General features: G+C 52.5%; 26 protein-coding genes. 24 read left to right on the top strand and 2 right to left on the bottom strand.

All coding sequences use genetic code 11. From position 1 onward, the window contains the following. The first annotated feature begins 78 nt into the window (after positions 1-78). The 8 genes from QY332_00615 (at position 79) to QY332_00580 (ending at position 8,653) form a co-directional block, all read left to right on the top strand. Positions 79-1,569 carry a DUF6056 family protein gene (locus QY332_00615; GenBank protein WKZ36424.1) on the top strand — a complete coding sequence of 497 codons (1,491 nt, stop codon included), beginning with the start codon at positions 79-81 and terminating at the stop codon, positions 1,567-1,569. Further along, a complete protein-coding gene (locus QY332_00610; protein ID WKZ36423.1) occupies positions 1,562-2,485 on the top strand; it encodes a sulfotransferase domain-containing protein in 924 nt (307 codons plus the stop codon). The genes QY332_00615 and QY332_00610 overlap by 8 nt, the downstream gene beginning before the upstream one ends. Positions 2,486-2,488: 3 nt before the next feature. Further along, entirely contained in the window at positions 2,489-3,265 is a 777-nt protein-coding gene (locus QY332_00605; protein WKZ36422.1) for a glycosyltransferase family 2 protein, read from the top strand. Continuing rightward, positions 3,262-3,864 (top strand): hypothetical protein, encoded by a 603-nt coding sequence (locus tag QY332_00600; GenBank protein ID WKZ36421.1) that lies wholly within the window; start codon positions 3,262-3,264, stop codon positions 3,862-3,864. The genes QY332_00605 and QY332_00600 overlap by 4 nt, the downstream gene beginning before the upstream one ends. Beyond that, positions 3,861-5,321, top strand: a complete 1,461-nt coding sequence (locus tag QY332_00595) for an O-antigen ligase family protein (GenBank protein WKZ36420.1) — start codon at positions 3,861-3,863, stop codon at positions 5,319-5,321. Before QY332_00600 ends, QY332_00595 begins: the two co-directional genes overlap by 4 nt. After that, on the top strand, positions 5,318-6,046 hold the full coding sequence (locus tag QY332_00590) for a sulfotransferase domain-containing protein (GenBank protein ID WKZ36419.1): 729 nt from the start codon (positions 5,318-5,320) through the stop codon (positions 6,044-6,046). The genes QY332_00595 and QY332_00590 overlap by 4 nt, the downstream gene beginning before the upstream one ends. 70 nt (positions 6,047-6,116) lie before the next feature. Next, a complete protein-coding gene (locus QY332_00585; protein ID WKZ36418.1) occupies positions 6,117-7,871 on the top strand; it encodes a GAF domain-containing sensor histidine kinase in 1,755 nt (584 codons plus the stop codon). Further along, the gene (locus QY332_00580) at positions 7,871-8,653 is read left to right on the top strand and encodes an alpha/beta hydrolase (GenBank protein WKZ36417.1); all 783 of its coding nucleotides are present in this window, start codon (positions 7,871-7,873) and stop codon (positions 8,651-8,653) included. The genes QY332_00585 and QY332_00580 overlap by 1 nt, the downstream gene beginning before the upstream one ends. 7 nt (positions 8,654-8,660) lie before the next feature. Here QY332_00580 and rdgB read toward each other — a convergent pair whose 3' ends face one another. Next, a complete protein-coding gene (gene rdgB / locus QY332_00575) occupies positions 8,661-9,260 on the bottom strand; it encodes an RdgB/HAM1 family non-canonical purine NTP pyrophosphatase (GenBank protein WKZ36416.1) in 600 nt (199 codons plus the stop codon). Beyond that, a complete protein-coding gene (gene queG / locus QY332_00570; protein ID WKZ36415.1) occupies positions 9,232-10,326 on the bottom strand; it encodes a tRNA epoxyqueuosine(34) reductase QueG in 1,095 nt (364 codons plus the stop codon). Before queG ends, rdgB begins: the two co-directional genes overlap by 29 nt. A 385-nt stretch (positions 10,327-10,711) precedes the next feature. Here queG and QY332_00565 point away from each other — a divergent pair, with 385 nt between their 5' ends. The 16 genes from QY332_00565 (at position 10,712) to QY332_00490 (ending at position 24,492) form a co-directional block, all read left to right on the top strand. Beyond that, a complete protein-coding gene (locus QY332_00565) occupies positions 10,712-11,551 on the top strand; it encodes a transketolase (protein ID WKZ36414.1) in 840 nt (279 codons plus the stop codon). After that, positions 11,544-12,527, top strand: coding sequence for a transketolase family protein (locus tag QY332_00560; GenBank protein ID WKZ36413.1), 984 nt, complete (start codon positions 11,544-11,546; stop codon positions 12,525-12,527). Before QY332_00565 ends, QY332_00560 begins: the two co-directional genes overlap by 8 nt. Then, positions 12,527-13,285, top strand: a complete 759-nt coding sequence (locus QY332_00555; GenBank protein ID WKZ36412.1) for an SDR family oxidoreductase — start codon at positions 12,527-12,529, stop codon at positions 13,283-13,285. Before QY332_00560 ends, QY332_00555 begins: the two co-directional genes overlap by 1 nt. A 17-nt stretch (positions 13,286-13,302) precedes the next feature. Next, the gene (locus QY332_00550; GenBank protein WKZ36411.1) at positions 13,303-13,944 is read left to right on the top strand and encodes an RpiB/LacA/LacB family sugar-phosphate isomerase; all 642 of its coding nucleotides are present in this window, start codon (positions 13,303-13,305) and stop codon (positions 13,942-13,944) included. A gap of 72 nt (positions 13,945-14,016) precedes the next feature. Further along, a complete protein-coding gene (locus QY332_00545) occupies positions 14,017-14,712 on the top strand; it encodes a FadR/GntR family transcriptional regulator (GenBank protein WKZ36410.1) in 696 nt (231 codons plus the stop codon). Positions 14,713-14,714: 2 nt separating this feature from the next. Continuing rightward, positions 14,715-15,431, top strand: coding sequence for a FadR/GntR family transcriptional regulator (locus QY332_00540; protein ID WKZ36409.1), 717 nt, complete (start codon positions 14,715-14,717; stop codon positions 15,429-15,431). A gap of 68 nt (positions 15,432-15,499) precedes the next feature. Then, positions 15,500-16,747: an ABC transporter substrate-binding protein gene (locus QY332_00535; GenBank protein ID WKZ36408.1), complete on the top strand. Its 1,248-nt coding sequence runs from the start codon at positions 15,500-15,502 to the stop codon at positions 16,745-16,747. Between the two features lie 97 nt (positions 16,748-16,844). Further along, positions 16,845-17,726, top strand: coding sequence for a branched-chain amino acid ABC transporter permease (locus tag QY332_00530; GenBank protein WKZ36407.1), 882 nt, complete (start codon positions 16,845-16,847; stop codon positions 17,724-17,726). A 6-nt stretch (positions 17,727-17,732) separates the two neighbouring features. Then, positions 17,733-18,731, top strand: coding sequence for a branched-chain amino acid ABC transporter permease (locus QY332_00525; GenBank protein ID WKZ36406.1), 999 nt, complete (start codon positions 17,733-17,735; stop codon positions 18,729-18,731). 2 nt (positions 18,732-18,733) lie between these two features. Next, positions 18,734-19,492, top strand: a complete 759-nt coding sequence (locus tag QY332_00520; protein ID WKZ36405.1) for an ABC transporter ATP-binding protein — start codon at positions 18,734-18,736, stop codon at positions 19,490-19,492. A 6-nt stretch (positions 19,493-19,498) separates the two neighbouring features. Continuing rightward, complete coding sequence (locus QY332_00515; GenBank protein ID WKZ36404.1) at positions 19,499-20,233, top strand: ABC transporter ATP-binding protein; 735 nt, start codon at positions 19,499-19,501, stop codon at positions 20,231-20,233. 28 nt (positions 20,234-20,261) lie between these two features. Continuing rightward, positions 20,262-21,050, top strand: coding sequence for an aldolase/citrate lyase family protein (locus QY332_00510; GenBank protein WKZ36403.1), 789 nt, complete (start codon positions 20,262-20,264; stop codon positions 21,048-21,050). Positions 21,051-21,075: 25 nt separating this feature from the next. Beyond that, the gene (locus QY332_00505; protein ID WKZ36402.1) at positions 21,076-22,050 is read left to right on the top strand and encodes a C-terminal binding protein; all 975 of its coding nucleotides are present in this window, start codon (positions 21,076-21,078) and stop codon (positions 22,048-22,050) included. Between the two features lie 22 nt (positions 22,051-22,072). After that, complete coding sequence (eda, locus tag QY332_00500) at positions 22,073-23,032, top strand: bifunctional 4-hydroxy-2-oxoglutarate aldolase/2-dehydro-3-deoxy-phosphogluconate aldolase (protein WKZ36401.1); 960 nt, start codon at positions 22,073-22,075, stop codon at positions 23,030-23,032. A gap of 14 nt (positions 23,033-23,046) precedes the next feature. Next, positions 23,047-24,072 (top strand): sugar kinase, encoded by a 1,026-nt coding sequence (locus tag QY332_00495; protein WKZ36400.1) that lies wholly within the window; start codon positions 23,047-23,049, stop codon positions 24,070-24,072. A gap of 168 nt (positions 24,073-24,240) precedes the next feature. Then, the gene (locus QY332_00490; GenBank protein WKZ36399.1) at positions 24,241-24,492 is read left to right on the top strand and encodes a hypothetical protein; all 252 of its coding nucleotides are present in this window, start codon (positions 24,241-24,243) and stop codon (positions 24,490-24,492) included. Positions 24,493-24,609: the final 117 nt, after the last annotated feature.

The following is a 24,609-nucleotide window of genomic DNA, read 5'->3' as shown; positions in this document are numbered from 1 at the left end:
TCCCGTTTTTGCAGAAGGCGACGGCTATATTATTTATCTGATCGGGCAGTAACTACCCTGCTAAGGAATTATCTCAAATTGAAGAAGTTCGAATCTGTTGTTTTTCGCTATATTATGTGGACATGTGTTCTTGCACTGCTGTCTGCGGCTTTGGTCTACACCTATCTGGGCGCATTTTCGTATTATCTCGCAGATGATTATTGTGAGGCTGTGCGTGTTACTGAATCATCACCCATCAAAGCGGTGATAGAGCGGTATTCCATAGGTGCCTGGAGGGCCGCCAACCGCTATTCCAACCTTCTCTTAGTTGGAATAGGCGAATCTTTTGGAAAGAACAACATGCCGATTTCCATCATTTCCATGATTGTTCTCTGGTTCTGTGGGCTAACCTGGATAGTTCACGAACTAAGGAATTTTTTTAAGCTAGATTGGGCTTTTCAAACCGATCTTTTTGGCGGATTGATGTTCGGCTTTTTTAGTTTTTTACAAGCCCCAAGCCTGTTTCAAACGATATACTGGCGTTCCGCCATGATGACCCATTTTGCGCCACTCGTGTTTGGCTCGTTCCTGTTTGCCTTTCTGATAAAACAGGCCCGGCCCTCAGGGGATAAACCGCTTCCCCTATCGGTTTATTTGTTTATCCTGATTGCGACATTTTTCATCGCAGGGTTTTCCGAGCCGCCCATCACAACAGCGTTGACTGCCCAGTTTCTATTGATGCCCGCAATTTGGATCTGGGACAAAACATCTACAAAACAAAAACGCCTTGCCCTGCTGGCATGGACATTGGCCGGCACCTTCTTGGGTCTGCTCGCAATGCTTCTTTCGCCGGCCAGTGCAGGCGTAGCCCGGGAAAAGACTTTGAACATTATTGAATTACTGATGAACTCGTTTCTCTTCAGCTTTCAATTTATTGTCGATTCTCTGAAAGCCCAGCCTCTTCCGACCTTTCTTTCTGTTCTCATACCTCTTATGCTGATTTGGCTATACCGACAGGTAAAAACCTCAGAATTAACTCAGGAACAAAAACGTGCAGTTTGGACCGCGATTATTGTCATTCCCTTTTTTGCGTGGATTTTGATCGCCGCCGGCTTTTCCCCCAGCGTGTATGGACAAAACTTCCCAGTGGAACGGGCGCGTTTCCTTGCCAGAACGGTCTCGATTGCTGCTTTCATGTTGGAAGGTTCATTATTTGGTTTATTATTGGGGCATGTTCAACTCAAGCCCAACCGCGCATTGGGGCAATGGGTTGTTGCGGCTGTGATTGCTGTCATTGCCATTGTCTATCCCCTGCGCACGGCATTCAATATTTATAGATTTGATATCCCTGAATATCGTGAGCGTGCGGAGTGGTGGCATCTTCGTGAAGACTATATAATCCGTCACGCGGGCATGGGCGAAGAGGAGATTGTCATTCCCGGCTATTCGGGCATATATCAAGTCAAGGAATTGGACGATGATCCAAATCATTGGGTCAACAGATGTGCGGCACGGTATTATGGCGTGAATTCCATTCGGACGGTATCCATGACGGACGAAACATTTCTGCGGGAATATTTGAATGAATAATAATCGCCCCGTCCTCGTCAGCGGCGCACATCGCAGCGGCACAACCTGGGTCGGAAAAATGCTCGCCGCCGACGCGGACACCGCCTATCTTAGTGAACCGCTGAATGTTCTGCATCGCCCCGGCGTGTTCCGTGCGCCTGTAAAACACTGGTATACCTATATCAACAACGAGAACGAATCGGAATATCTGCCTGCATTTCGTGAGCTGCTCAACTTTCAATATCATACCTGGCTTGAAATAAAATCCGTCCGCTCGCGCAGGGATTTTCTGCGCATGGGACGCGACTTTCACACCTTCTTCACCGGCAGTATGCGCGGTCAGCGTGCCCTGCTTAAGGATCCGTTTGCAGTTTTTTCAACCCCCTGGTTTTTACGAAAATTGAATTGCCAGGTCGTTATCACGGTCCGCCACCCCGCAGGGTTTGCGAGCAGCCTAAAACGCCTTGGCTGGAATTTTGATTTCCATAACCTGCTTGACCAGCCCCTGCTGATGCGCGATCACTTGGAAAAAGACCGCGCCGATATGCAATCCGCCCGCCCTGATGACATTGTCAGCCAGGCTGCGTTGCTCTGGAAGTTCATCTACCGCTTCGTTCATCAGACCTCCAGCCTGTTCCCAGAGTTCAATATTGTACGTCACGAAGACCTTTCCCTCGATCCCATTGCGGGCTATAAAAAAATGTATGCATCCCTTGGTTTAACCTTCAGCGAAAAGGTCAGACAAATCATCGTGAATTCCAGCAGTTCTGAAAACCCAGCCAAACTCGCAAGGAACAAAACCTATTCTGTAAAGCTTGACAGCCGTGCCAGCCTGGATAACTGGAAAAAGATCCTGACAGCAGATGAGATCACGCGCACCCGCAAATTGACCGAGGGTGTTTCGCAATACTTTTATTCAGATGACGAGTGGAAATAGATTATGAAACTTGTTGCCCTGCCTCTCGTCTCCATTGTGACACCATCCTTTAATCAGTCCGATTTCCTTGAAGAGACCATCAAATCTGTTTTGGAACAGGATTACCCGCGTATCGAATACATCGTCGTGGACGGCGGCTCCACCGACGGCAGCCTGGATCTCATCAAAAAGTACGAGGGGAAACTCGCCTGGTGGGTCAGTGAACAGGATAAGGGCCAGACGGATGCGATCAATAGGGGGTTCAACCGGGCAAAAGGCGACATCCTGGCGTGGATCAATTCGGACGATACCTATAATCCAGGTGCCGTTGGCGAGGCTGTAAAATACCTCATCGGAAATCCGCAAGCTGCCATGGTATATGCAGACTGCAACTTTATTGATGAAGATGGCAAGGTGATCGGCAAATTCAAATCAGCGCAGACGGATTACCGCCGACTGCGTCAGGGATATGTGCACATCCCGCAGCAGACGATGTTCTTCCGCGCGAAATACTGGAAGGAAGCAGGTCCCCTTGACCCGTCTTTTTATTTTGCAATGGATTACGATCTCTGGACGCGCATCGCTGCGAAAGCCCCCATTAAATATTTACCAGGCAAAGTGTGGGCAAATTTTCGCATCCACGCTTCCAGTAAAACGAACGTGAACGACGAGCGCGGCTGGAGGGAAATACTGCGCGTGCATTACCGCGATGGCGGTAGTTTTTTCTCCTTGATTGTGGCAAAATACTACCTAAGAAAAATAATCGGTCCGCTTTGGAAATGGCGAATCAAACGAATATGAAATATATGCTTGCATCCCCCTCTCTCGATGACCTCATTCGCCTGCTCCGTGCATGGCGTTTTTGGGTGTTGGGCGCATTGATCGGCATGTCCATCGGCGCGGCTGTCTATACCATCGTCCCGCCGCCGTATCGTGCCCGCGCCACTGTCAACGTTGACTTTAACCTCGAACAGGCGCTGCCGCAGGAAAACGACCGCCAGCATTTTTACTATCTCGAACGCGAGGCCCGTAAAATGGTGGAAATCGCCTGGTCCGACGAAGTTCTTGCACAACTGGATTCCCCCGCGGCTGAATTGCGCGGCGGAAAACTGCAACTCTCCCAACCCGCCGAAGCGGGCTGGCACTTCTATGCCGATGACCGCAATCCGCAGGCCGCTGCGTCGCTGGCTTCCGCATGGGCGGGGGTGTTTGTTGCAAAAGTCCAAGCCGGGGTCGAGGCGGGGAACATCAATGAATTTACGCGGATCGAAATGACGCAATCCGCCGATCTGCCAACAAAGCGAAGCATTCCCCTTGGTGCGTTTTTGTTGGCTGGCGCCAGCAGCTTTCTTTTACTGGCAGTGTTCACCGTGCTGTTCATCAAACCCAAAACAAAATGAAAACCTCTGTGCGCTCGGCGTTCTCTGTGGTGAGCGATTTGGACAAATTCATCTACCTCCTCTGGGGTCTGGCACTGCTCACTCTGCCCGTCACCAGTTTTCGCTGGTTCCCGTTTTTGGACAACAGCGCCTTGGTGCGTCCGCTGGCGTTGTATCCGCTCGCACTCCTACTCCCGCTTTTGCTTGTCCAAGCATGGCACAAGCGGACTTCCCTACATTGGGCAAACGCACTCATTCCGCTTGGCGCGTTCCTGCTCTTCGTCTTTGTCGCAACCATCCTCGGCATACTCAACGACCCCATCCCATTGCGCGGGCAGGACTACATCGGACGCTCCATCCGCGCCCTCGCCACCCTGATGATCGGTGTCGCCTTCTTTGTGGGCGCGGCCTGGATGAATAAAACCGAAGCCGATTTCCGTTTCACCGTCAAATGGATTTTTGCCGGGCTGTGCCTCAACCTCGCCTGGAGCGGCTTGCAAGCCGCCACCTTTTACACGGGCTTGATCGAAAAAGAAACGGTCACACACTGGCAGCTTGCCTTCTCCATGCGCGAACTTGTCCGTACCAACCGCATCTCTGGGCTGGCATACGAACCTGCCTGGCTGGCAGGTCAACTCGCCACGATCTTTATTCCCTTCCTCTTCGCCGCCATCTTGACGGAATTCCGCCTAACCCAACGGGGATGGCTGGAACCTGTGCTGCTCGTTTTAACTACCCTGGTGCTTCTCGCCACTTACTCCCGCGGCGGATTATTAACCACAGTCGCTGCCGCCGGCTTGACGTTCCTATTCCTTGGGCGGGATGTTCTCCGCCCCGCCTGGACATGGTTTACCCGCGGCGTTCGCGGGCATATCACAGGGATTCTCCTGCGTGTCGCTCTGCTCGTCGTCGTTGTCGGTGGGATCGCAGGCGCATTGCTCTTCCTTGGTCAAAGGGATTATTTCCGCAGTTTGGTGAATTTTGAAGCCGATAGCCTTAGCGAATATATGGTCAACATCCGCGCGGGCGCACGCGGCGCATATTCATCCGCCGCATTTGCCGTGTTTGAAGAACATCCCTTCAGCGGAGTCGGCCTGGGCGCCAGCGGATTCACCATGTACCAAAACCTGCCGAACTGGTCCCTGACCACCGTGCCCGAAATTGCGCGGCAGTTAAGCACCGACAACCGTCTATACCCCAACCCCAAAAACATGTACGCCCGCCTGCTCGCAGAGACGGGCTTGATTGGATTTTTCCTGTTCCTCGCCTTCCAATTCCATGTGCTTGGAGATGCCCTCTCCCTTCTAAAAAGGAGCGAACTCTGGGCGCGCTTTGCCGCTACTGCCGGGGTATTTGCGTGGCTGGCAATCACCTTTTATAATTTCACCCAGGATTCGCTCACAACGCCCAATGTCTGGCTGGTCTCCGGGATACTGGTTGGGCTGTCTGCCACTTCACTGCATAAGGAAATCACATGATCGTTCTTTCCGTCGGGATGCCACGCGCTGGTTCAGGCTGGCATTACAACCTCATCCATGACCTCATGAAAACCACGGGCTGTGCCGATGCGCACGCCATTCGTGAGCGTTACCGCCTGCAAAAAATCCTTACTGAGGTTAATTGCAATATCGGGGTGCTTTCCACGAGGCGCCTTGCGATGGTGACCCTGCCCGCCTTGATGGGAAATACCTTTGTCATCAAGGCCCACGCAGGACCGACGAACGCCTCGCGCCTCCTCGCAAGCCTTGGCCTGCTTCGCATCACATATATTTACCGCGATCCCCGTGATGCCATGCTCTCTGCCTACGATTTTGGGCGGCGCGCGCTTGCAAAGGGACGTCCCAACGCCTTTTCCCATCTATCTGATTTTGAAAAGAGTGTCGACTTTATGATGGAGTATATCCACATCTGGGAGAGGTGGGTGAACGAGAAGAATGTGCTGGTTGCCCGCTATGAAGAACTTCTGACGAACTATGATGAGGAATCAGCCAGACTGACGGATTATCTCAAATTAAATGGGAGCCGGCCCGAGGTCCGCGCGGTGATCGAGCAGTATCGCCCGGGTGTCTCGGATGCCCGGCAGGGTCTTCATTTTTACAAGGGCAGGATCGGAAGGTTCCGTGAAGTCTATAGTGACGAGCAGAAAGGGGAATTACGGAGGAAGTTGGAGCCGTATTTCAAACGTATGGGATATGAAGCCTAGCAAGGTATAATTTGGCTGTAAGGTCGAAAATGTTGTCAACCCTTGTGTTTTTCGTTATGATTGGAAAGTTATGATGCGCAGATTCGACACCCCCTACATGGCAGACTGGTTTGCCATTTCATTGCGATGGATCATGTTGGTAGGCTTGATCGTATCACTTGGGCTGGCGCAAAAGATCGACGTTGTTTCCATGTGGCCCCTGGGTTTAATGATCATATGGAACCTCGCCATGACCGCGCTGGCGAGTTTGAATTTGCGCATGACCTTTCATCGCCGCATCAGCATCCTGATGGACCTGGTTTTGGCGGGTGCTTTTTTCTGGGTGCAGGGTGGTCTGCGCGGCCCTGCATTTTGGACCGGCTTGTTGCCGATCCTGACAGGTTCGATCTATTTTGAATTTTTTGGCGCGTTGGTCACTGCGCTTTTATTCTCGGGTATTGTCGTCTATGCAGGATTGAAAATAGAGGGGGATCTCTCGCTCGCATCGGTCGTTGCGGTGATATTACTTGGATTGAGCCTAATATTTGGCTTTCTTGGCCGCCGCATGATGGCGCACATGCGGGAGAACCGCGCCTTGTGGATGGACGCAGAGGAGAAGAAGCGCGCCATTCAAAACGAACGCATGCGTGCCATTTATGAATTGACCTCCACCCTTTCCTCCACGCTCAGTTATAAGCGGGTGCTTGATTCTTCCCTGGACATGAGCGCGACCGCTTTAAGTCCCGACCCCGAGCAATCGGGCAGTGATCCGCTTGTGGGCGCTGTGATGTTGTTCAATGGCGGCAAATTGCGGATTGGTTCCGCCAGACGCTTGACAAGCGCAGACATGCGTGTCACCTTTGACGGCGCAGAGGGGGTGCTTAAGAAAGCGCTTGATGAAGGCGACCCGATGACCTTCAAGGATATTGGCTATGATCCCGAACTTGGTCGTGTGATTGCACTGCGGAATTGCATCAGCGGATATTGCTTCCCTTTGCGGAGCGGATTCAATGTCTATGGCGTCCTCCTGTTTGCCCACCCGCAGCCTGATTACTTCAATCCAGAACGTCTCAAAATGCTGGAGATTATCGGCAGGCAGGCGGTCATTGCAATTCAGAATGCGCGTTTGTATCAGGACCTTGTGGAAGAGAAGGAACGCATGGTGGAGGTGCATGAGGAGGCACGCAAGAAACTGGCGCGTGACCTGCACGATGGACCCACCCAGTCTGTAGCGGCGATAGCAATGCGGTTGAACATTACACGCCGTATGATGGCGAAGGATGTCAATTCTGCCAATGATGAGATCGTCAAGCTCGAAGAACTGGCACACCGTACCACAAAGGAAATCCGCCACATGCTTTTTACCCTGCGTCCGCTCATCCTCGAATCCCAGGGACTTAATGCAGCGGTGCAGTCGATGGCCGATAAAATGATGGAGACCTTCTCGCAAAAAGTGGTGGTGAACATCGACGAACGCGTCACCAACCAGCTGGAGATGGGCAAGCAGGGCGTGATCTTTTATATCATTGAAGAAGCGGTAAACAATGCCCGTAAACACGCGTCCGCCGAATCCATTACTGTGCGCCTGCGTCAAATGGAACCCGGCATTATCCTCCTGGAGATCGTGGATAACGGCGTGGGGTTTGATGTGAAGGCCATGTCACAGTCGTATGATAAACGTGCAAATAGCAGCCTTGGAATGGTGAACCTGCGCGAACGCGCCGAACTAGTGAATGGCATCTTTCAGATCGACTCTGCCGTGGGCCGCGGCACAAAAGTGCAGGTATATATTCCATTCACGGAAGATGCTGCAGACCGCCTGCATCACCCGCGCACCAAGAAATAATGCCCAAATCTGCAGGATTACATTATTTTGTCCGTGAGGCAAAAGACTGCAACCCCCAGCGCCCGCCCATCATCCTGATCCATGGTGCGGGCGGTACTTATTTATCCTGGCCTCCGCAAATTCGCAGACTGGCTGGCGAAAAAATTTATGCGCCTGACCTGCCCGGGCATGGACAGTCGGAAGGCACGGGCAGGCGATCCATTGAAGAATATGCCGGTGCTGTGATCAACTTTATGGATGCGGAAAATATTCAAGATGCTGCGTTGGCAGGGATTTCGATGGGCAGTGCCATCGCGCTCATGCTTGCATTGAAGCACCCAAAAAGGATGGCAGGGCTGGTTTTGATCGGTGGCGGCGCAAAAATGCCTGTGGCAAAAAACACCCTTGAAACAATCGGCAATCCGGATACATTTGATGCCGCGGTGGAGTTCGTGAATTCCAGTTTTTTCAGTCCAACTGCTTCGCCTGATTTGATACGGCTTTCAAGGCAGGGTTTGTTGAAAACAGACCCCTCCGTCCTGCTCGGCGATTTCCTTGCCTGCAATCAATTCGATGCCACAAGCCGGCTCTCTGAGATAAGAATTCCAACGCTCGTCCTTTGCGGCGAAAAGGATAAAATGATGCCCCCGAAGTTTTCTGGATTTTTGCGGGACAGCGTATCCAATGCGCGCCTTCATCTTGTACCTAGTGCGGGACACATGCTCCAACTTGAAAAGCCCGATATTGTCGCCGACCTGTTGAAAAAATTTATGGACGAATTTGCGCTTCCTTCCGCGCCTTAACCTGCCCTTACAGCCCGAACATTTTCTTTAAGATCGGCAATGCACTCATGACCGCCCGTGCACGGTGACTGATTCGATTCTTTTCGTCCATCTCCAATTCCGCCATTGTTTTGCCAAGGTCAGTCAACAGAAAGATCGGATCGTACCCAAAGCCGCCCGTGCCGCGTTCTTCGGGGATGATCTCTCCAAAGCAATCCCCCTCGGCAATTTCAACTTCGCCGGATGGCTTTGCAATGGCAATCGTCGCGTGGAAGTGTGCCTTCCATGGGCGGGGCTTACCTTTTAAGTTTTGCAATAAAAAGGCGCGACGGTCTGCATCCTTTGCGCCGGGTTTTGGGGAGTACCTTGCTGAATATAATCCGGGTGCGCCATCCAACCCATCCACCTCGAGACCGGAATCATCTCCGAGGGCGATCAGTCCGCTGGCCTGGGCGAAGGCAAAGGCCTTTTTGGATGAATTTTCCGCATAGGTTGTGCCGTCTTCATCCACTTCAAGTTTTAGATTGATGTCCAGCGGTGTGATGAGTTGGATGCCTGTATCTTTCAACAGGTCTTGTATTTCTTCGACTTTCCCCTTGTTATTGGTTGCTATGAGTAATCGTTTCATTTTTGATTTTTTTCAAGGCCCATTCGGCATGTTTCTGAATCAAAGGTTCTTCACGCGCAGCGTGCATGACTTTTTCGAGGGGGGGAATATCTTTTTTGTTTCCATTGTTCCCAACGGCAACAGCCATGTTGCGCAGATAACCGCGTCGTTTGGCGCGTTTGACGGGGGATTTCTTGAAGCGTTGGTTAAACTCAACGGATGACAGAAGCAGGTCATTGGGCAGGACTGGAAGCGGGATTTTCGTCTCAAAGGCTGGGTCAGCCGGTTGGGAGAAGCGATTCCAGGGGCATACTTGCTGACAGATATCGCATCCGAAAATCCAATCCCCCATTTTGGGGCGCAGTTCTTCGGGGATCCCCCCTTTATTTTCGATGGTCAGGTAGGAGATACACCGGGTTGCGTCAATGGTGCGGTTTGGCAGGATACATTTCGTGGGGCAGGCGGTGATACAGCGTGTGCATGTGCCGCAGTGATCAGTGGGGAAGGGGTCGTCGAATTCGAGTTCAATGCCGAGCAGGATCTCTGCCAGGAAAAAGGTGGAGCCCGCCCGCGGGTTGATGAGCATGGAATTTTTGCCCACCCAGCCCAGGCCTGCACGTTGGGCTAGTTCGCGTTCGAGGATGGGACCGCTATCCGTGTAATAGCGGTTGGGGATGGGCAGCCCGATTTGGTCTTCGATAAATTCGACGATCTTTTGCAAACGCGGCGGGAGGATGTCGTGATAGTCGTCACCGAGCGCGTAGGATGCAATTTTTGCCCCACCCTGTTCGTCGGCGGGGAGTGGATGATACGCCATTGCCAGCACAAGAATGGATTTGCATTCCGGCAGGATTTTTTTCGGGTCTGCGCGGCGGATGCGGTTTCTTTCTTCGGCAAGATAATGCATTGAGCCGTGCATGTTTTTGTTGAGCCATTCTTCAAAGACATGATGGTGCGCGGGCGGCTGGGGAGAAGTAACGCCAGCCAGGATAAATCCCAGCTGTTTTGCTTTTATCTTTATTCGTTCTTTCAAGTCTTCGGGGATGTCTGCCATTTTTGTCGGGGTCATCGTCTGGGAGCGGGTCATGGAATAAGTATTGCAAATTAATCCTAAGCTCCACATTCAATTCGCGGTTACGATCAATTGTAACCCGCTTTACAAAAGAGTTTACAGCCTGCTGTTTGAACTTAAATATTTCTTGCCACTCTTCCTCATTTTTCGGTGTGACATTTAATGAATCTAGCCCTGCTCGTAAATCTGCTAAATACTCCATAACTCTGGATTCCCAATCGCCCAAAGCATAGACATTTGCCGCTTGTCCAAGTGTCTCACAGGTTCGGATACGAAACAGCCTATGACCTTAGACACGGCCTTCCCATGACCTTAGACACGGCCTTCCCATGACTTTAGACACTTACTATTTTCTTTCCAGAATTCTAATATTGTATGACAGCATACAATTTGAGGTCATATGTCCACAAAGCATTCGTTGTACTGCAAGGCAGCTTCAAACATCAGGAAGAACATCTTGGAAACCGTGAATAATGCTGGGTCCGGTCACATTGGGGGATCGTTTTCGATTGTGGAAATTCTGGTCGCACTATATTTTTCTGAAATGAAAATCAATATCAGCAATCCGTCTTGGGAAGACCGGGACCGGCTGGTCCTATCTAAGGGTCACGCCAGCCCTGCGTTGTACAGCGTGCTTGCCGAGAAGGGATTCTTCGCGCCGGAGCTGTTGAAACAGTTCCGCAGTATCGACAGCCCGTTTTCCGGTCATGCGGATATGCACGTACCGGGTGTGGACATGTCCACGGGATCACTGGGGCAGGGTTTATCTGTGGCGGTGGGCATGGCCCTAGCAGGGAAAGCCACAAGGAAGGAGTACCGGGTCTTCTGCATTCTCGGCGATGGAGAACTGGAGGAAGGCCAGATCTGGGAAGCGGCGATGAGCGCTGGTCACTTTCAACTTGGTAACCTGGTCGCCATCGTGGACAACAATGGCCTGCAGATCGACGGAGCCATCCAGGATATCATGTCCAGCTATCCGATCGATCAGAAATTCGAGGCTTTCAACTGGAACGTGATCTGCATTGACGGGCACGATTACGACCAGATCATACAATCCATCCGCAATGCCGGGCATAAAAAAGGTGTTCCCACGGTGATCGTGGCCAAAACGATAAAAGGCAGGGGTGTGTCCTTCATGGAGAACAACTTCGCCTGGCACGGGAAGCCTCCCAGCCAGGACGAGTATACAAAAGCCATGGGCGAGCTCCGCGCCTCAGATGGCGGAGGTGCGCATGAGTGAGATGATCGCCACCCGGGTGGCATTCGGACAGGCGTTAGCAGAATTCGGCGACAACCCGGACATTTTCGTGCTGGACGCGGATCTGGCCTGCTGCACGATGTCGATGTATTTTCGGGATAAGTACCCCCAGCGCTTCTTCAACATTGGCATCGCCGAGGGCAACATGGTCGGGGTGGCCGCTGGCATCGCCACTACCGGAAAGAACGTATTTGCCTGTTCTTTCGCCATGTTTTCCGCGGGGCGAGCCTGGGAGCGGGTACGCAACTCCGTAGCCTATCCGCGCCTGAACGTGAAGATCGTCGGCACCCACGGAGGTATTTCAGTCGGCGAGGACGGACCCACCCACCAGGCCATCGAGGATATCGCCATCATGCGGGCGATCCCTAACATGATCGTGGTCTGCCCATCCGATGCGGTTGAGACCCGGGAAGCCGTCCGGGCTCTAATCGATTACAAAGGACCGGCTTACCTGCGTCTCGGACGCGGTCCGGCGGAGATCATCAACAATGTTCCCGGCTACCGCTTCGATCTCTTCAAGGGATTTGTCTGCCGACCTGGTAGCGACATCGCGATCATCAGCACCGGCCTCATGGTCCAGGAGAGCATCAAGGCCAGCAAACTACTGGAAAAAAACGGCATTTCCGCTGAGGTGGTCAACTTGCACACGATCAAGCCCCTTGACCGGGAGCTGATTCTGCAGGCTGCCCAGGACAAACTGCTGATTGTGACGGTAGAGGAGCACAACATAATCGGTGGTCTGGGTGGCGCAGTCGCAGAACTCCTGAGCGGTGAACGCCCGACCCGTATCATGCGGTTGGGTATGCAGGACGAGTTTGCCAGCTCGGGGAAAGCTGCCGATCTCCTGAAGCGCTTCTCCTTGGACGCGGAAGGTATTGCTGCGAGCATCCTGAAAGTCCTGACGGAACCGGCAATCCGGAAAATGCATCTAACCCGAGATGGAAAGGAAGCCTTTTAATGGACTGGTTCGACATCTCTGGCCGCAAGGCTATCGTTACTGGCGGTGCCTCGGGTCTGGCAGAGGGGATGGCCGAAGGTCTTCTGCAGGCTGGGGCGGAAGTGGTCATCATGGACATTGCCGCCGGGTTGCCGAAGTTGGTCCAGGGATTCCAGGCTCAGGGTTTCAAGGCCAGCGGGATTACCGTCAACATTGCGGACCGCGACCAGCTGCCCCAGGCCTTCGAACAGGCGTTGGACATGTTGGGGGGGCAGCTGGATATCCTTATCCCGGCGGCGGGCATACAGAGAAGGAACCGGTGCGAGGACTTTACGCTGACCGACTGGGACGACGTGATGAACATCAACCTCACCGCGGTCTTCACCATCTGCCAACTGGCCGGAAGGACGATGCTCAAGCAGCAGTTCGGTAAGATCATTAACATCGCCTCCGCGCTCAGCTTCTTCGGCGGGTTCACCGTCCCTGCCTACGCAGCCAGCAAGGGCGGCGTGGCTCAACTGACCAAGGCGCTGTCCAACGAATGGGCATCGCAGGGAATCAACGTCAACGCGATCGCACCGGGCTACATGAAGACAAAGATGAACGACGGCATTCTGTCTGATGCGCAGCGCTATGAGAGCATCACCAGTCGTATCCCAGCGAAGCGATGGGGCGAGCCAGATGACCTGAAAGGGGTGGTGGTCTTCTTGGCGTCCCACGCTTCCGACTACATCAACGGGGCGATTATCCCCGTGGACGGCGGATATTTAGGATTCTAATCCAACGGAGGAAGAAAATGAGAATCGCTTTAATCAACGAAAACAGCCAGGCTCCCAAAAATGCTTTGATCTATAAAACGCTCAACGATGTCGCTGGGCGGTTCGGTCACAATGTGGACAACTACGGCATGTACTCACAGGAAGACAAAGCCTGGCTGACGTACGTGCAGAACGGCATCCTGGCATCCGTCCTAATCAACAGTGGCGCAGCTGATTTCATTGTCACGGGCTGCGGGACCGGTGTCGGGGCGATGCTGGCGTGCAACAGCTTCCCTGGGGTCATCTGTGGGTTGGCTGTTGAGCCTAGCGACGCGTTCTTGTTCCTGCAGATCAATAACGGTAACGCCATCTCTCTTCCCTACGCCAAGGGGTTCGGCTGGGGTGCTGAGTTGAACATGGCCTACATCTTTGAGAAGCTGTTTGAAGGGGAGCCAGGTGGAGGGTATCCGCCGGAAAAACAGAAGGTGGAGCGTGAGAACAAGGGCATCTTGGACCAGGTTAAGAAGAACAACTTTAAAGACATAATTGAATGCCTGGAGGGTTTGGATACAGCGCTGGTCGAAGGCGCTATGAGCGGTGGGAACTTCAAAAGCCTCTTTTATCAACACGCTACGGATGAAAAATTGATCCGCTATGTGAAGAGCATCGTGGGAGAGTAAGTTGTACAAACGAAAGCAGGAGAAAACGACTAGAAATGATGATACACAAGAGGAGTTCGCACCGGACGTAGTATGAAGCTGATCATGAAACCGATTAACCGAGTGCCACTGGTCAATCAGGTGGTGGAAAGTCTGATCGACCATATCAAAAGGGAGGACGTCACCGAAGGTTCCAAGCTGCCTACGGAAGCCGCGCTGTGTGATTCTTTGGCGGTTGGTCGGGGTACCATCCGGGAAGCCTTCCGCGTATTGAACACTCGTGGTTATGTCACACTGATCTCTGGTCGGGGCGCTTTTGTGGCTTCCAAGGTGCCGACACTACATCAATGGTTCCAAGTCAATGAGTTGGAATTGCGTAGCGTTTTCGAGGTCCGTTACGCTATTGAACCCCTGGCCATTTCCCTGGCCATCGAAAACGCCACCCACAAGGACATTAAGAAGCTTCATCAAAGTCTCGCCGAAGCCAAGGAATTGCTCATCAGCAGGGATTCGGAAAAGTTGACCATCAATGATGAAAAATTCCACTCCCTGATCGCATCGATGAGCGGGAATTCCCTCCTCGTAAGCATTAACATGGATATTCAACGCTACCTGCATGAATTCCGATTGCGCACATTTTTGCTGGAGAACAACCGCAATAACTACTACCCAGCCCACAAGGCCATTGTCGACGCATTCGACGCCCATGATGCTAAGCTGGGTGAAGAATACATGGCCAGACACCTGCAGGCTGTCAGCAGAGACCTTGAGAAAAGCAAGGCTGGATAAGTATGACGACAACAAACCGCACGCGTACCGGAATGAACAAATCTGCAGCAGAATACGCCTTCCAACAACTTCTCGCCAGGATCCAGGACGAGGCGGTGAAAGTGGGGGACAAGTTGCCTTCGGAGCCCATCTTGTGTAAGGAGCTGGAAGTGGGCAGGGGAACCCTGCGGGAAGCTTCCAGGATACTACGAGCACGCGGTTATCTCGAGATCCGGCCTGGAAAAGGCGCCTTTGTGGTCAGCAAGACCGGAATGAACGGCAATGAACTGGCCAAATGGTTCACTATGAACGAATCCAAGATCAAGGACATCCTGCAGGTGCGCATGGCGCTCGAACCGATGACCGTGCGTCTGGCGATCTCCCGCTGTAATGAGGAGGATGTCGCAGCGTTGCACTCGATTCATGACTGCGCCATAAAAGCAGCAGCGGAAAAGAACAGCGCACAGTTGGCCATGTGCGATGAGAATTTTCATATTTACATCACTCAATGTAGTAGAAACAAGATGATGATCGAGATCGTGAAGAATGTGAACAACATCCTGAAGGATTTCCGCGGCAAAACCTTCCTCGTAGACGAGAACATCGAAAACTTTATTCCCGCCCACGAGAAAATCCTGGAAGCCTTCAAGAAAAAGGATCCGGAAGCAGGTTCTGAATGCATGCGGCAACATTTGACCATGGTCATGCAGGACCTGGATAGTAATAAGGAGGGCTTATAAATTATAAAAAAAATATAAATTGTATGATGTCCGACGTTCTGTATAAAATAATTTTCCAAGAGGAGAAAATGATGAAAAAGGTACTATACAATTTACTCGTTGTGTTGATGGTTGCAGCTATCGTTGGCTGCACCGCACAACCTGCTGAGACAATCGAACCCGAGGTCGTAGAAACAGTTTCCGAAGAACCTGCGGCCACAGAAGCACCGGTCGTCTTGGATCCCTATAAGATCGGTGTTTTCCTGAGATTCACGGACGAAGCCGGTACCAAGATGCAGAAGACCATCACCAAAGCCTTCGCAGACATCAATGCCGCTGGCGGTATCAACGGGCATCCTGTCGAGGTGATCTTCTACGACACTGAAGGTGATGCTGCCAAAGGCATCGACGCTTTCACTCGTCTGGTTAATGCCGACAATGTTCTGCTGGCCATCGGCCCCACCACGTCCGGTGTGGCTCTGGCTGTGATCGATCTGGCCAAGCAATATGAGACCGTAATGATCACTCCCCAGTCCACCAACACCAAGATTACCGCGGAGTTCGGTAACGAATGGTTCTTCCGCAATTCCGTTGCGGATATATACCATTCCTACACCCTGTGCGACTACATCGTCAAGGATTTGGGCCTCGAGAGGATCGCCATCATGCACGGGACCGCGACCTTGGGCCTCGGCCAGTATCAGAACTTCTCGGCACGACTGAAGGACGAATACAACCTCGAACCGGTCATTGTCCAGGAATGGAACGATGGCGACATCGACTTCAAAACCCAGCTGCTGGCTGTAAAGGCAACCGATCCGGAGATCATCGTCTTCGCAGGGCACGAGGCTGAACTGTCCATCGCTGTCAGCCAGCGCCTTGAAGTCGGCATTTCCGAGGAAATACCATTCGCTGGTTTCTCCTCGATGTCATCCGCCGATTTCTATGGTGTTGCACAGCAGGCTGCCGTTGGCGCCATCTTCAGCACCACCTTCAGCCCCACCGATCCGCGACCGGAAATCCAAGCGTTCGTCACTGAGTATAGCCCGGTCATCGGCGGCAGCCCTGATCACAACTCCGCGCAGGCGTACGATACCGTCCTGCTTGTGGCGCAGGTGCTCGCAGATCTCGAGCTCGGCAATACCATGGAGACCCTGGCAGCTGATCGCCTCGCCATACGTGACGCGCTCGCACAGGTCGAAGGATACGTTGGCCTTTCCGGCGTGACCACTTTTGGTGCTGGCGGTGGTCCCATGGATCGCGACGGAAAGAAAAGCAGCACGATTTATCAGCTCCAAGCTGATTACACATGGATTCCATTGAAAGCGGCTGAGTAGCTTGTAACGTTTGATTGAGAAGGTGGCTTTGCAGCATAAGCCACCTTCAATACAATTACTTTGATCGGTTCATCCTGGTTTATGAAAGGTTTACAGAATGGTTTTTGACCTCATCATTATCGGGCTGGCGGTAGGAGCACTGTACGGGCTACTAGCTCTGTCCGTGTCGCTTATTTATGCTTCCCTGGACATCGTGCACTTCGCGCAGGGAGAACTCTTCACCATGGGAGCTTTCTTCGGATGGGTTTTCTTCACCAATGGCATACCTTTCATACCTTCCTTCGTCTTAGCGATTCTGTGCACCAGTATCATCGCGGTCATCATGCAGCGGGTTATCTATAAACCGATCTTGAAGATGACGGCTGGTTTTTCTGTTCGCGGGCTAACCTTCATCGTGGCAGGTTTTGGCATGTCGATCATCCTGCAGAACATCTACTGGCTGATTTTTGGGGCAGTCTCGAAGAACTATGGGGCGGATTTCGGTGACATGATCAACCTCGGAAACATGTCCATGAAGCCCATCTACTTCATTGTGTTGGGCGTGGCCACCGTCCTCATGCTGGGCATCCACTTGATGTTCAAAAGGTCCAAGATCGGTCTCAGTATGAAGGCGATTTCGTTCAATAAGCAGATTGCATCCCTGATGGGGATTGATGTGGACAAGGTCACCTCCTTCGCGTTTGGCCTGGCGGCTGCGATGAGTGCCATCGCCGGCATCCTCAGTGCCCAGATCATCTTCGTGCGCTACAACATGGCGGCAGTCATGCTCCTTAAGGCCTTCAGCGCGGCGGTCATAGGCGGTCTCGGCAACGTCTATGGCGCCATGCTGGGCGGCTTGCTGATCGGTGTCATCGAAACCGTGGGCGGGAGTGTTCTGGGTACACAGTACAAGGACATCATCAGTTTTGCGATGATGATCATGGTGCTGATGTTCAAACCCAACGGCATCTTTTCTTTCCGGACCAGACAGAAAGCGTAGACCATCATGCAGAAACCCCGATTCTTCTCTCAACACAAAGACACCTGGTTTACACTACTGTTTGCGCTCCTCGCATGTTCCGTGCCATTCATCACGAAAAATGATTATTACATCCATATTGCTTGCATGGTCGGCATCAACATCCTGATCGCCCTTGGCATGCACGCGGTCACGGGGCTGGCTGGACAGATCAATATGGGACAGTATGGGTTTTATTGCATCGGCGCGTACACGTGCGCGATCATCATGACAAAAACCGGATTGGGTTTCATCCCCACGCTGTTGATCGTCATCGCGATCTCAGCCGTTTTCGGCATCCTGGTCGGACTCCCCTCCCTGCGCATCGATGGCCCTTACCTTGCACTGGCCACGATCGGTTTTGCCGAATCAGTCCGCCTGATCATCAACAGCGCCGCCTGGGCAGGTAAGGCGGATGGCATCATCCGCATCCCCAAACTTGATTTCTTTGGGCTGGAAGCGACCACAAAAACACAGAGCTATTTCTTCATCTTAGCGATCGTGCTTGTCTGCATTATCGTGGTCAACAATCTAATGCGCTCCAACTTCGGCAACCGCTTTAAGGCCATTAAGGACGACCCGTTGATTGCTTCCGTGATGGGGATCAACGTCACGAGCGTTAAGCTGCTGGCCTTCATGATCTCGGCGATCTTCGGCGGCATTGCCGGCGCACTGTATGCCAGCTTCGCCAGCTACATCAACCCCACTACGTTCATCCAGGCTTTGCAGACAAACTTCATGCTGATGGTCGTGCTCGGCGGCCTGGGAATTTCCTGGGGCGCGACACTGGGCGCTGTTCTTGTGACAGTCATCTTTGAGTACACCCGCGTGTACGTACTGTACCAGAAGATCGCCTTCGGGGTTATGATGATCCTGATCGTGCTTTTCCTCAACCGCGGGATCATCGGGACGATCACACACTACTTCCAGCAGCGCGCGATACTGAGGCAGCACACCCAGGAAAGCAATCTGGATACATTGAGGTAGGGATGTTAAAAGTTCAATCCTTAACCATGAAGTTCGGCGGTCTGACCGCACTGCACGATGTCAACTTTGAAGTTGAAAAAGGCTCCATTCACGGCATCATTGGCCCGAATGGTTCCGGTAAGACGACGCTTTTTAACGTCATCAACGGCATCTATAAACCCACCAGCGGCAAGGTCTATTTCAACGACAAAGACATCACGGGACTGGATCCCAGCAAGATAGCCAAGGCCGGGTTATCTCGCACGTTCCAGCTCCTGCGCATATTCCCGAGCATGTCCGTACTGGACAACCTCATCGTTGCCCAGGGCTTGCATGAAAAGAGCAACGTCGTCGACGCGGTGGTCAGCTCATCGCGTATGCGCAAGGAATACCAAGATATGACGGAAAAGGCCTTCAACATGCTCAAGGTGATTGGGTTGGAGAAGAAGGCCTTCAATATGGCGGACAGCATTTCTATTGGGCAGCGGCGCATGTTGCAGCTGGGGATCGGCGTGATCAGTTCCCCGCAGCTGCTGCTGCTGGACGAATGCGCAGCGGGACTGGATCCCGCCAACATTGACAAGTTGATCAGCCTGCTGCGGAAGTTCAAAGAAGAGTACGGGATCACCATCCTCATGATTGAGCACATCATGAATGTGGTGATGAACATCTGCGAAAGGCTGACCGTTCTGGATTACGGGGAGAAGATATTCGAAGGTGTTCCGCTCGAGGTACAGAGGAACGAAAAAGTGATAGAAGCCTATCTAGGTACCAATGTGTGAGGTGCAATGCTGGAAGTAAAAGACATCAAAGCAGGTTACGGAAAGCTTCAAATATTAAATGGCGTGACGCTGTCCGTGAAAACCAATTCCCTGACCGCCATTCTGGGCGGAAACGGCTGCGGGAAGAGCACCACCCTAAAGGTGATTACCGGTTTGCTACCGTGTACACAGGGGGATGTTCTTTTCGAGGGCCGAAGCCTCATGGGCATGAAACCGCAACAGATCGTGCGCGAGGGCATCGCCTACGTCACGCAGGGCAAGGAGGTCTTTCCCTCCATGACTGTGGAGGAAAACCTCCTCTTGGGTGCCTACATCATTTCGGATCGCAGCAAGATCAAATCCAACATGGATGATGTGCTGGGCTTTATGCCGCGGCTGAAGCCCAGGTTGAAAAGCCCTTCCGGCGTGCTTTCCGGTGGAGAGCAGCAGATGCTGAGCATCGGGCGAGGCCTGATGTCGAACCCGAAACTCCTGATCCTGGACGAGCCCTCGGCTGCCCTGTCTCCCAAAGTCAGCGACGAGATCTATGAATATATCCAGTCTCTGCACACGCAAGGCACAACGATTCTCCTCGTGGAGCAGAACGTGCGCAAGGCACTTGAGGTCGCGGATTATGCCTACATCCTTTCTGAAGGAAGGATCGTGTTCCAGGATACCTCTGCCACCCTCCGCGCACTACCTGACATCAAGTCCTTCTACCTGGGTAACATCACCGAGGTCGCGAAAATCAAAAATTGTTAATGAAGGGAAATACACGAAAGGAATGTCCATGTACATCAACACTTTGAAGGAAACCATGAAGAACCGGCCTGTGTTTGGGATGACGATCTACACGGGATCACCTGCGATCGTCGAAGCGCTGGGCATCATTGGATATGATTTTGCGTTCATTGACGCGGAACACTGCCCTTGGGAGGTAACCGAGCTGCGGGAGGTTGTGATTGCTGCCAGGCAGGCTCGTATAAGCCCATTGATGCGCATCACCCGGCCGGACGAGATCGAGATTCGCAAGGCGTTTGAAATGGGCGCCGAAGGCGTGATCATCCCGCACGTGCACAACGTGGAGGAAATGAAGTTGTGTGTCAAAAGTGCCAAGTTCCCGCCCCTAGGCAGACGAGGCTACGACAGCACCGTGCGCAGCGCCGGCTACGGGTATGCTCACTATGATGCCTCCAAGTACATCGAGAACAGTAACGCCACCGAGCTGGTGATTCCGATGGCGGAGGACTACGAGTTCGTTGATGACCTTGATGCGATCATGGCTGTGCCGGGGATCGATGCCATCAATTTCGGACCAGCCGATTACGCGCTTTCCAAGAACATCCGCGTTTTCTACGACGTGAACCAACCTGACGTGCAGGATGCGATGGCCAAGATATCGACGCACACCCGTAGGCTGGGCATCGGATTGATGGCTCCCGCAGTCCCACCGACGGTCAAGAACGTGGAAACTTTGATCTCCAGAGGTGTCAACATGCTGATCATGGGAAGCGATATGTACAATCTCCAATCCACTGTATCGAACATTCACAAGGATGTGATTACACGGTATTTATAAAAAACGGGAAACTGAAGAGGAACCTATGAACAGGAAACTAGTTGCAATCACAGACCTTGACCACGCAGACATCAAACGCCAGCAGGAGGTGCTCTGGAAGCACAACATCGACCCGGTCTGGCTGAACTGCAGAACCGAAGACGACCTGATCGATCAGTGTAAGGGTTTCAAGGCACTCATTAACCAGTACGCCCCCTTCACGGAGAAGGTGTTTGCCGCGCTGCCGGACCTGAGGATGATCGTGCGTTTCGGTGTTGGCGTAGACAACATCGACCTGAAGAGCGCTACCAGGCACAACGTCAAGATCTGCAATGTACCGGATTACGGAACGCAGGAGGTAGCCGACCATGCCATAGGCCTGCTGCTGTGTTTGTCCAGAAAGATCATCCACAACTTCGAGGACATCAAATCCGGCATCTGGGAGTACCACCGGGTCAGCCCCATCTATCGCCACTCCGAGCAGACGGTGGGAATCATTGGGGTTGGCCGCATTGGAACGGCATTTGCCTTCCGGGCCAAGGCGTTCGGCTTCAACATCATCGTAAACGACGAGGCAAAGCGTAAAGCAAACAAATTACAGGACTTCATGATCCATGTAGAACTGGATGAACTGTTAAAGCAAGCGGACATTGTCTCGATCCATATCCCGCTAGATGGCAACCACAATCTGATCGATTACGAGAAGCTACATTTGATGAAAAAGAACGCCTTCCTGGTTAACGTGTCCAGAGGTGGAATCGTAAACGAGGACGATCTCTACCGCGCACTTAGCGAGGGGCTCATCGCTGGGGGGGCCTGCGATGTCTTCAAGAACGAGCCGCTAGATAAGCACAATCCTCTGCTCCAGTCTAAGAACTTCATCGCCACCTCGCATATCGCCTGGTATTCAGAGCAGTCGTGCGTGGACTTGGAGGTGAAGGTGGCCGAAGAGGCGGTCCGGGGCGCGCTGGATCAGGAGCTGCTGAACGTTGTGAACCGGGATACAAAGGGACCAGGATAGTGGAAATAGGAAGGAGAGTAAGATGATTCATGAAATGCAAAGAATCTTCAACTGTGGCATCCTCCCAGTGGTCGTGATCGAGGATGCCAAGGATGCTGTTCCGACGGCTAAAGCGCTGCAAGCCGGAGGAATCGATGTCATCGAGATCACCATGCGCACCGAGGCGGGCCTTCAGGCGATTGAGAGCATCAGCCGTGAATGCCCGGACATGCTCGTGGTTGCCGGAACGGTACTCTCTGTGGAGAAATGCAAGGCCTGCAGCGCGGCTGGTGCCCGCGGCATCGTATCACCAGGGTTCGATGAGGCGATCGTCGAACATTGCATCGAGAACAACATTACGGCCATTCCTGGTTGTGTCACGCCTACAGAAATTCAACAGGCCTTGTCCTACGACCTGGAGGTGCTAAAATTTTTCCCGGCCAACGTCTACGGGGGTGTCGATGGTCTGAAGGCGCTGGCGGGTCCTTTCGAACGCGTCTCTTTCATCCCGACCGGAGGGGTCAACGAACAGAACGTCGGAGCGTTCACCGCCTTGGCAAACGTCTTTGCCATCGGCGGCAGCTGGGTTTGTGCCAAGAGCGATATTACCTCTGGCGCTTACGAAAAGATCACAGAGCTGTCGACCAAGGCACGCCATGTGATGATGGGCTTCGAATTCGCTCATATCGGTATTAATACGGAAGACGAGGACGCCTCAAAAAACATCGTGCATGCTATGCAGGCGCTGTTCGGATTTCCAGTCAAGCTGGGTTCAAGTTCAAACTTTGCCGGTGACAGCATTGAAGTCATGAAGGAAAAATACCTGGGCGTGCACGGACATTTGGCGATCCGAACCAACAACATCCAACGTGCGGTGGCCTACTTGGAAGCAAAAGGATACACAACGGATTCTTCGACGGCCAAGTTCAAGAACGGGCGCATGATCGCTATCTACCTAAAGGGCGAGATCAGTGAATTCGCGGTGCATCTACTCCAAAAGTAAGAATGGACTGAGATATGAAGATAATAACCTTTGGTGAGATCATGATCCGCTTGAAGACACCCGGCACGGAGCGTGTCTTTCAATCCCCACTCTTCGAAGCGACATTTGGTGGCGGTGAAGCAAACGTAGCAGTCAGCCTAGCCAACTTCGGGATGGATGCGGCATTTTTGACTATCCTCCCCAAAAACGAACTGGGGGACGCCTGCATCGGTGAGCTTCGGCGCTTTGGTGTGGATACATCCCATATCATTAGGCGACCGGGCCGTATGGGCATCTATTTCCTTGCTTCCGGCGCGAACCAGTTTCCGAGCAAGGTGATGTACGACCGCGAACACTCAGCCATTGCCACAGCCGATCCCAGTGAGATTGATCATGAGGCTGTGCTTTCCAGATGCGACTGGTTTCATATCAGCGGGATAACACCTGCGATATCCGAGAACGCGATGCACATGGCACTCGACAGCATCAAGGCGGCCAAGGAATTAGGGGCCAAGGTTTCCGTTGACCTGAATTACAGAAAGAACCTTTGGAAATATGGGAAACGAGCAGATGAGGTTATGCCTGAGATACTCCGCTATGCGGATGTCGCCATTGCCAACGAGGAGGACGTTCAAAAATCCCTGGGGCTGGAGGCGAACGTGAACGTGCAATCCGGAATCATCAAGCGCGAAGAATACAAGATCCTGGGAGACAATGTCCTAGCTGCATACAAGAACCTGCAGATGATCGCTATCACGTTGAGAGAAAGCCTAAGTGCGGATACAAATGGGTGGTCTGCCTGCCTGAACGATCGCGAGCAGTTCCTGGTATCCAGAAAATATGTAATCAGTGACATCATTGACAGAGTGGGCGGCGGCGATGCTTTTGCGGCCGGGTTGATCTATAGCCTGAACACCTATCCTACACGCCAGGATGCATTGGAGTTTGCGACCGCGGCAAGCTGTCTGAAACACTCCATCAGCGGCGATTTCAATCGTGTCTCTGTAGCCGATGTTCAGAGCCTTTTGAAGGGAGACGGTTCCGGCCGCGTGCAAAGGTGATCAAACTGCATCCCAGCAAATCCGGGATTTGCCGGCAGAACAACTAGAGTGCATATTCCGGTCAAGTTGTATACGGCATCTGATCCATGCCGCAGAATAGGATATCGTGGATAAGGGGGTTTAGACACGAAACGGGCATAATTAAGGTGCACTTTTTTTGAGAAAACAATGCCCAAAGGAAAACGAATATCCGCCAGTCTGAAGGCACAGATCATGCTGGAAGCGCTGTGCGAAGATAGGAGCGTAGCGCAGATCGCCTTGGAGAACCATATTCATGCGAACCTGATCTGCGAATGGAAAAAACAAGCGCTGGAGAATTTTGTCCGGTACTATGGGTGCAGTACAAAGTTATTCTTAATACCCACGACTGTATCGCGGCTGCTCAACATCAAATTTGAAGTTGCTAACTGCACGGCTTAAAGAGTGCATCTCCACTCGGACGCCTAGGAAGATAAAGGAAAAACAAGTCAAGCGGCTTGAAAAGGCATTGGATAAAGGCGCGGAAGCGTTTGGGTATGCTGGCGCGCTTTTTCCTTT

The sequence above is a fragment of the Anaerolineales bacterium genome (genome assembly GCA_030583885.1).
In the GTDB taxonomy this organism is placed as follows: domain Bacteria; phylum Chloroflexota; class Anaerolineae; order Anaerolineales; family Villigracilaceae; genus Villigracilis.
This window is presented reverse-complemented; position numbering and strand designations above follow the sequence as displayed.

Excerpts from the sequence above, each read along its gene's own strand:
- rdgB (WKZ36416.1), bottom strand. The coding sequence starts at position 9,260 with ATGAAACGATTACTCATAGCAACCAATAACAAGGGGAAAGTCGAAGAA.
- QY332_00600 (WKZ36421.1), top strand. The coding sequence starts at position 3,262 with ATGAAATATATGCTTGCATCCCCCTCTCTCGATGACCTCATTCGCCTG.
- QY332_00605 (WKZ36422.1), top strand. The coding sequence starts at position 2,489 with ATGAAACTTGTTGCCCTGCCTCTCGTCTCCATTGTGACACCATCCTTT.
- QY332_00555 (WKZ36412.1), top strand. The coding sequence starts at position 12,527 with ATGGACTGGTTCGACATCTCTGGCCGCAAGGCTATCGTTACTGGCGGT.
- QY332_00515 (WKZ36404.1), top strand. The coding sequence starts at position 19,499 with ATGCTGGAAGTAAAAGACATCAAAGCAGGTTACGGAAAGCTTCAAATA.
- QY332_00545 (WKZ36410.1), top strand. The coding sequence starts at position 14,017 with ATGAAGCTGATCATGAAACCGATTAACCGAGTGCCACTGGTCAATCAG.
- QY332_00540 (WKZ36409.1), top strand. The coding sequence starts at position 14,715 with ATGACGACAACAAACCGCACGCGTACCGGAATGAACAAATCTGCAGCA.
- QY332_00505 (WKZ36402.1), top strand. The coding sequence starts at position 21,076 with ATGAACAGGAAACTAGTTGCAATCACAGACCTTGACCACGCAGACATC.
- QY332_00580 (WKZ36417.1), top strand. The coding sequence starts at position 7,871 with ATGCCCAAATCTGCAGGATTACATTATTTTGTCCGTGAGGCAAAAGAC.
- QY332_00610 (WKZ36423.1), top strand. The coding sequence starts at position 1,562 with ATGAATAATAATCGCCCCGTCCTCGTCAGCGGCGCACATCGCAGCGGC.
- QY332_00525 (WKZ36406.1), top strand. The coding sequence starts at position 17,733 with ATGCAGAAACCCCGATTCTTCTCTCAACACAAAGACACCTGGTTTACA.
- QY332_00590 (WKZ36419.1), top strand. The coding sequence starts at position 5,318 with ATGATCGTTCTTTCCGTCGGGATGCCACGCGCTGGTTCAGGCTGGCAT.
- QY332_00490 (WKZ36399.1), top strand. The coding sequence starts at position 24,241 with ATGCCCAAAGGAAAACGAATATCCGCCAGTCTGAAGGCACAGATCATG.
- eda (WKZ36401.1), top strand. The coding sequence starts at position 22,073 with ATGATTCATGAAATGCAAAGAATCTTCAACTGTGGCATCCTCCCAGTG.
- QY332_00585 (WKZ36418.1), top strand. The coding sequence starts at position 6,117 with ATGATGCGCAGATTCGACACCCCCTACATGGCAGACTGGTTTGCCATT.
- QY332_00520 (WKZ36405.1), top strand. The coding sequence starts at position 18,734 with ATGTTAAAAGTTCAATCCTTAACCATGAAGTTCGGCGGTCTGACCGCA.
- QY332_00530 (WKZ36407.1), top strand. The coding sequence starts at position 16,845 with ATGGTTTTTGACCTCATCATTATCGGGCTGGCGGTAGGAGCACTGTAC.
- QY332_00550 (WKZ36411.1), top strand. The coding sequence starts at position 13,303 with ATGAGAATCGCTTTAATCAACGAAAACAGCCAGGCTCCCAAAAATGCT.
- QY332_00535 (WKZ36408.1), top strand. The coding sequence starts at position 15,500 with ATGATGAAAAAGGTACTATACAATTTACTCGTTGTGTTGATGGTTGCA.
- QY332_00560 (WKZ36413.1), top strand. The coding sequence starts at position 11,544 with ATGAGTGAGATGATCGCCACCCGGGTGGCATTCGGACAGGCGTTAGCA.
- QY332_00595 (WKZ36420.1), top strand. The coding sequence starts at position 3,861 with ATGAAAACCTCTGTGCGCTCGGCGTTCTCTGTGGTGAGCGATTTGGAC.
- QY332_00510 (WKZ36403.1), top strand. The coding sequence starts at position 20,262 with ATGTACATCAACACTTTGAAGGAAACCATGAAGAACCGGCCTGTGTTT.
- QY332_00495 (WKZ36400.1), top strand. The coding sequence starts at position 23,047 with ATGAAGATAATAACCTTTGGTGAGATCATGATCCGCTTGAAGACACCC.
- QY332_00565 (WKZ36414.1), top strand. The coding sequence starts at position 10,712 with ATGTCCACAAAGCATTCGTTGTACTGCAAGGCAGCTTCAAACATCAGG.
- queG (WKZ36415.1), bottom strand. The coding sequence starts at position 10,326 with ATGACCCGCTCCCAGACGATGACCCCGACAAAAATGGCAGACATCCCC.